At 44.2% G+C, this 6,464-nt stretch carries 4 protein-coding genes; 3 read left to right on the top strand and 1 reads right to left on the bottom strand.

Going from position 1 to position 6,464, the window contains the following annotated elements; genetic code table 11:
* The coding region (locus GF401_11580) for a YfhO family protein (GenBank protein ID MBD3345691.1) at nucleotides 1-2,398 on the top strand (2,398 nt) is incomplete at its 5' end.
* Here GF401_11580 and GF401_11575 read toward each other — a convergent pair.
* Nucleotides 2,332-3,465 (bottom strand): HAD-IIIA family hydrolase, encoded by a 1,134-nt coding sequence (locus tag GF401_11575; protein MBD3345690.1) that lies wholly within the window; start codon nucleotides 3,463-3,465, stop codon nucleotides 2,332-2,334. The genes GF401_11580 and GF401_11575 overlap by 67 nt on opposite strands.
* 298 nt (nucleotides 3,466-3,763) lie before the next feature.
* Between GF401_11575 and GF401_11570 the strand changes: the two genes are divergently transcribed.
* The gene (locus tag GF401_11570; protein ID MBD3345689.1) at nucleotides 3,764-4,801 is read left to right on the top strand and encodes a hypothetical protein; all 1,038 of its coding nucleotides are present in this window, start codon (nucleotides 3,764-3,766) and stop codon (nucleotides 4,799-4,801) included.
* 433 nt (nucleotides 4,802-5,234) lie between these two features.
* Nucleotides 5,235-6,464, top strand: a 1,230-nt coding sequence (locus GF401_11565; protein ID MBD3345688.1) for a hypothetical protein, incomplete at its 3' end; no start/stop codon positions are given.

The following is a 6,464-nucleotide window of genomic DNA, read 5'->3' as shown; positions in this document are numbered from 1 at the left end:
CGAAAAAAAACGCTTTTCTTTTCTCACTAATCACTATTTGTATATCGGATTACTCGCCCTGATTACGATTACGCTCTATTCGCAATTTCTTTTTTCCGATAAAATGTTGTATAGCAGTGATCAGCTCGGGGGGTTGGATTCGAGATCGTTCTACCGTGAGGCGCTGGTAAATCAGGGGCAGTTCCCTGAATGGTTTTCCTGTAGATTAGGGGGGATGCCCTCTATCGATGCCTCTTTTGGTGATGCTTTTTATCCTCCGTCACTGCTGATACATATGGTCATGCCGGTGCACAGAGCGCTGGGAATGAAAATGGTACTTCACGTGATTTTAGCCGGTCTATTTTTCTATCTGTTGCTGGTAAAGGGATTCGGAGCGTCGCCCCTCGTGGGATTTATCGGTGCGGCACTGTATATGCTCAATCCTCAGTTCATTTCCCATACCTATCCCGGGCATGACGGAAAAATGTTTGTTATCGCATGGCTGCCTTTTGTGTTGTGGCGGCTGAAGTCGCTGCTTGAGAAGCCGAATCTGGTTAATTCATTGCTTTTATCGATAGGAATAGCAATGTGCCTGTTGACCTCACACGTGCAATTGACTTATTTCATGCTCTGGGGGCTTTTCCTCTATTGGGTGATGCATCTTGTATTGCAGTGGAGAGGACACAAGCAACTTAAACCACTCGTTCCTGCCGCCGGGTATTTTTGGCTTGCGGTTTTTGCAGGGCTTGCGATAGCTTTTGTGCAGTTGTACCCAACGTTTATGTTTGTGCGTGGAGCGTTTTCCGTTCGTGGAGTCGACCGCGGTTTTGATTTTGCCTCATCCTGGTCTCTCCACTGGCCCGAATTCTTTTCCCTGTGGGTGCCGGAATTCGGCAACTGGCTCGATTACTATTGGGGCAATAACCCATTTAAGCTGAATACGGAATATGCTGGCGTTATGGTTACACTTTTTGGAGCTGTTGGCATTATCTCCCGTCCAAAACCGTGGCGTATTTTCTGGGGAACTCTTGCAGTCCTGGCGGTTTTATACAGTCTTGGCGCGAATACACCGGTGTTCCATATTGCTTACTATCTGATACCCGGCGTTAAAAAATTCCGTGCCGCCAGCATGATGATGTTCTGGTTTTCATTTGCGCTCTCGTTGCTTTCCGGTTTGTTTTTCATGGATGTTGTTAGGGGACGATTTAATGAGCTGGAAGCAAAAGCAAAAAGCAAATGGAAGCGGGGGATTTTTGTCGCTGCTGGAGCCATTACGCTTATCGCCCTCATTTTTTCGGCCAAAGGGTTTGTGTCATCACTGATGGGCTTGGTTATTGAAGGTACTCAGAAACAGAGAATATTCGAGGTCAATTTTGAAAAGAATTTCCTCCCCATGCTCTGGTTATGGTGGCTTTTTTCGCTTGCAGGACTGGGAGTGCTTTGGGGCGCCGTAACCGGAAAGCTTAACAAATATGCGTTTCTTGTCATTGTTTTAGGCATTGGAATTATCGATGCCGCACGGGTTGACAGCCAATTCATCAAAGTTGTGAGTGCCCGCCCTTATTTTAATTCTGATCCGGCTTTGGTAGAGCTTTCTAAGAAAATGGAGAGTGATCCATTCCGATGTTTTACCTTGCCCGGTACGCTTCCGCAGAACTCGGAGGGTGTGCATGACTTGGAAGGTATCACTGGTTTCCATGATAATGAACTTCGGTGGTACCGTGAATTCAGAGGCGATCAGTCCAACCGCAATTTTCTGCAAAGCCTGGTTGAAATGGGCGCTGACGGCAAGGCGTATCTGGTTCCATCAAACCTGAGAAAAGGGAATAATTTCCTTAACCTGGCAAATGCGAGATATATTCTGACCCGCCAGGGAGGAAGAATTGTACCGGTTGAGAATGAAAGCGCTCTGGGGAGAATCTCATTTGTGCCGGGGTATACTGTTATGAAAGAAGATGAAATTATCAAAGCACTCCAGGAAGGAGCGTATGATATCAGGCACAAAGTGGCATTGCTCGAGGAACCTTCTCGGAAACCGGCTCCCTTTGTCGAGATGGATTCAACAGGTGTCAAGTATCCATCGTACACAGTGAATTGGGATAAATACACTGTCAACCATCGTAAAGCCACCGTAACCACCGACAGAGATGGGTTTCTGAGAATATCGGAGGTTTACTATCCGGGATGGAAAGTGCTTGTTGACGGAAACCCTGCAAATATTTACAAGGCAGACTATGCATGGATGGCCGCATATATACCGGCGGGAACGCACGAAGTTGAAATGATGCCGGAGTCTCTTTATCTGGGTACCGCTTCGTTAATTTCATTTCCGGCACTGTTTGCCGTGTTGATTTATTTCGGAATTTGGGGAGCTTTGAATATAAAGCGGCGGAAAGAATCCAGCGATTCGAAATCGTAGCCTGTCGGCACATACTGGCTTTTAATTATATAGGACCGGAGATAGGGAAGCTTGATCCGGTCGGAGTTCTTGTCGCCCACCATAATGGAGTGCGTCAGATCGATATTGTGCTTTTCTGCTGCATCAAGAAACATTCCCGGTTCCGGCTTACGAAAGAGTGAGTGCCCGGTGTACTCAGCAACATTTCCCTTTTCGTGATACGGGCAGTAAACAAACCCCTCTATGGCAATTCCATGCTTCGCAAACACTGTCGCCATCCAAGCATGTACAGATTCAACATCGCCATGTTCGAAATACCCGCGGGCAATGCCTGCCTGGTTGGTTGCCACAATGATTTTATATCCCCGGCGCTGGGCATCGCTGCAAAGATCGAATATGCCGGGACAGAACTGTATGTCTTCGATTTTGTGAACATAATGGGAATCTTCGTTGATGATCCCATCCCTGTCGAGAAACAGGGCTTTGCTTAATTTATGGTAATCATGATACGGGAACTTTGGAACCGGGATTCCAAAAGCTTTTTCAGCCCTGAGCAGTTGACGTATTTGTAAACTTTTAGCCTCGGAAATGTGCTTTAGCAATGTGTCTCTTCTACACAGCGAAAAGCCGGATGGTATAAAACTTTCTTCCTTGGCAAATTTCTTTTCATTCTTCCAGATTATTTGATAAGAGTCATCCAGATAAAATCCGGTATTTGAAAATTCAACAGTGCACGCCAGGATCAATTCGGCATTATATTCGCTTTGATATTTATTAAGAAGATTTAAATCGCATGCATAATCGGGCAGGCTGTCGATTAGAAGGATGAAATCATTCTTATCGAATCTTGATATTTTATTTGTAATTAGCGGTATTTCATATTCAAGGATATCCAATTTGGTATTGGCAGATACTGAGTTATTAATATAATCACGAAGTGCGTTGCTATTCGCCTGAGAATCAACTAATATTTCATTATATCCACGGTTCCTTAAAAAAAGAATCAATTGGTTGAGTTTGTCCTGATCTTTTTCAGAAAGATTCTGCTCCACATTCAAGCCGGAACCTGGTAATAGCAGCGCATTCATTACAGTTTATCACCCTCGATATCTTTGTGTAAAGCAACCGTCTCATTCCTGCAACATGAATCTCAGAGTTGCAACATTCTTTGGTATGCCTTTGTTATAAAATACTACTTTTCCTCTATGAAAATGCAATTGCAATGAAATCAAAGGTTTATGGCATAAGTATTGCATTACATCGTGCGGCTGTTAAAAAGATGTTTTAGCTATCTTTCTTGTTTGAAAGGAGGTGGTTGCTATGTTGCAGGTGTAAGCTCTATTCAAGAATTTTTTTGGATTTAAACTTAACTTAAAGGAGTTCTTTATGATTTTAAAAAGAATTATTTTGCCATTCTTTGGATCAATAACTGTATTTCTATTGGCATCATGCGGCGATTTAGCTAAAGAAACAGTTGTTGGATGCACCGATCATGAACATGATCATTCGATTAGCGCCACAAATCCTTCAGTTAGCTATCAAGGCCAATGGCGCTGGTGCAAGAACTGCAAAGGATTATGGTTTTCAGGACACACGAGTGGAGGTAAGTGTCCCTACAATAACAGCAATCATTCATTTGAGAACAGTTATCAATACATTCTGGAGTTTGGCTCTCCAGGACATAGTTGCGAAATTCCCGGTAGGCAGTGTGGCTGGAGATTTTGTAACAAGTGTAAGGGGCTATTTTATTCAGCATACGGCAATGGCGTATGCAAAGCAGGAGGATCGCATGATGGAAGTAGTAGTGGAGAATATGTTCTGCCGCTATCAAGTCAATCAACGCCTTATTCTACTCAGGGAAATTGGAAATGGTGCAATAAATGTCAGGGGCTTGTGCATGTAGATGGCTCTGGAATATATGGTCTCTGTCCTGCAGGCGGCAATCATGATGTGTCAAGCAGTGGCAGTTATCATTTATTCAATGCTGAAACTCGTAATGGTTTTCGCTACTGTAAAAATTGCAAGGTGCTATGGGATGGATCTTTCAGTCGAAATGCTTGTCCTGTAACTGGATTTCATTCACAAGAAGGGAGCGGCAATTATCTCCTGGATGCGGGAGTAAAAACTAATCTGCTTTATACTGATATGCAGCCTGGATGGAAGATGTGTTACAAATGCTCGAATATTATTAAACCAGGTACAAGTCCTGGAGAATGTTGTGTTATTAGTGGAAGCGATCAGCATGAGTTCTATTCAGATCCAGATTATGCATTGCGGACATCTGAAATGTATCGTGCACAAGGAGGATGGAAACAATGTATTAAATGTAACGCTATAGTATATGCAGGTGGTACTGCAGGTCCTTGCAAGGCAGGTGGAAATCATACTTATGGAAGCACAGAATATTATTTGAGGTATCAATAAATATCATGCTTTTGTTTACTCAAGAGTACCGAGTTCTCATTTCCATGCAAATTTGGGCACTTATTTCTCATGAAAGCCGGCGAATTTAGCCGAATTTCGACAGTTCGCGGAGAATTCGGTACTCTCAAGTTGTTTACTAAATACTGATTAATAATATGCGTAGGCTATCAGCTATGTGACCTCCAGAAACTTGCAAAAATGAACAAGAGGATATTTTCTAGGAATGCATATCGGTAAAAAATTGTATTATAGTGCCTAATGCATCAAGTTCTCCAAATAATGGGAAAACCTTACTATAAGGCTTTCCCATTATTATTTTATCAATACCCAGCATCGAAGGCTCCTTTCAGAAATTGGATTCGCTTGCCAGATATTTCTGACATAGAGCCTGATACACTCAGATCATCGAATCTCAATAACCTGGAAGGCAAATATGAAAAAATCGTTTGCTCTGTTCTTTTTGATTTTTAGCCTTCTGGGGGTTATCTATCATTGCACAACCCCCAGCGACCCAACCGAAAATCCAAAAAATGTCGTTGTCGGCATTGACATGGATTCACTGGTAGTCCTTGGGGATATGGCGGAAATCAATGTGAGTATTCTTCTGTCGAACCTTGTGGATTCGGTGAGAGTTGTATTTGGTGAGAATGAGTCCGATACTGCGATTATTCTTGCAGGGGGAAAAGCTGATGGTGAGATTACAATCCGGCTCACTTATACTTATGCATCAGCAGGAAACAAGAAGGTCAGTGCGGTTGCTTTCCTGAAAGAGAGCGATCTGCAGAAGAATGCAGATTTTTCGGTTACTGTTGTAAGCAAACCGGTGATTGCAGGTGATTCATGTGCTCCAGTGGGTATTCCATACCCGGATTCTTCATTTGGTATCTTTGTTGGCGCCGATGGGTCGGGTGAGCTGAGTTATATATGGTATAAAAACGATTCCCTTTTCGATTCTCTTTCTGGAGACACTCTTACTTTCCAGTCATTAAGCGAGCAGGATACCGGTGTGTATTATTGCCTTGCTAATAATGAATGGGGTGTGGACACCAGCGCTGAGTATCGTCTGGTCCTTGCCGAACTTCCGGTGCAGCAGTTCGATCTGGTTGTTGCAGGTTCAGGGATGGGCAATGTCCTTATCGAGCCTGCTGGAGGCAGCTATCCTGCAGGCACAGAGGTTATCATTACTGCGGTTGCTGCCGATGGCCGGCATTTCAAAGCATGGGACGGTGCGCCGGTAACCGGGGAAACTGATTCAGTACAGTCCATAACCATGAATCAGGACTATACAATTCAGGCGGTATTTGAACAGGATGCTGCCGAGTACACGCTGGTAATAACCTCATCGGGAAACGGCACGACTCAGCTTAATCCATTGGGAGGAGTTTACGTTGCCGGGACTAATGTTGCACTCTCCGCTGTTGCTGATACAGGATGGCATTTTAAAGCGTGGAGCGGTGCACCGATTGACGGCCGCACTTGCGTGCAATGTACTGTCGCCATGAACAGCAATTATGCATTACAGGCCATTTTCGAACAGGATGCTGCCGAATATTCACTTGCAACGGCAAGTTCGGGTCAGGGAAATGTAGAAATCTCCCCGGAAGAAACCACGTACGCGGGCGGAGCAGAAGTAACGCTCACTGCAGTTCCTGATTCAGCCTGG

This window comes from Chitinivibrionales bacterium (genome assembly GCA_014728215.1).
Taxonomy (GTDB): Bacteria; Fibrobacterota; Chitinivibrionia; order Chitinivibrionales; family WJKA01; genus WJKA01.
This window is presented reverse-complemented; position numbering and strand designations above follow the sequence as displayed.

Coding starts and splice junctions, on each gene's coding strand:
- GF401_11575 (MBD3345690.1), bottom strand. CDS start 3,465: ATGAATGCGCTGCTATTACCAGGTTCCGGCTTGAATGTGGAGCAGAAT.
- GF401_11570 (MBD3345689.1), top strand. CDS start 3,764: ATGATTTTAAAAAGAATTATTTTGCCATTCTTTGGATCAATAACTGTA.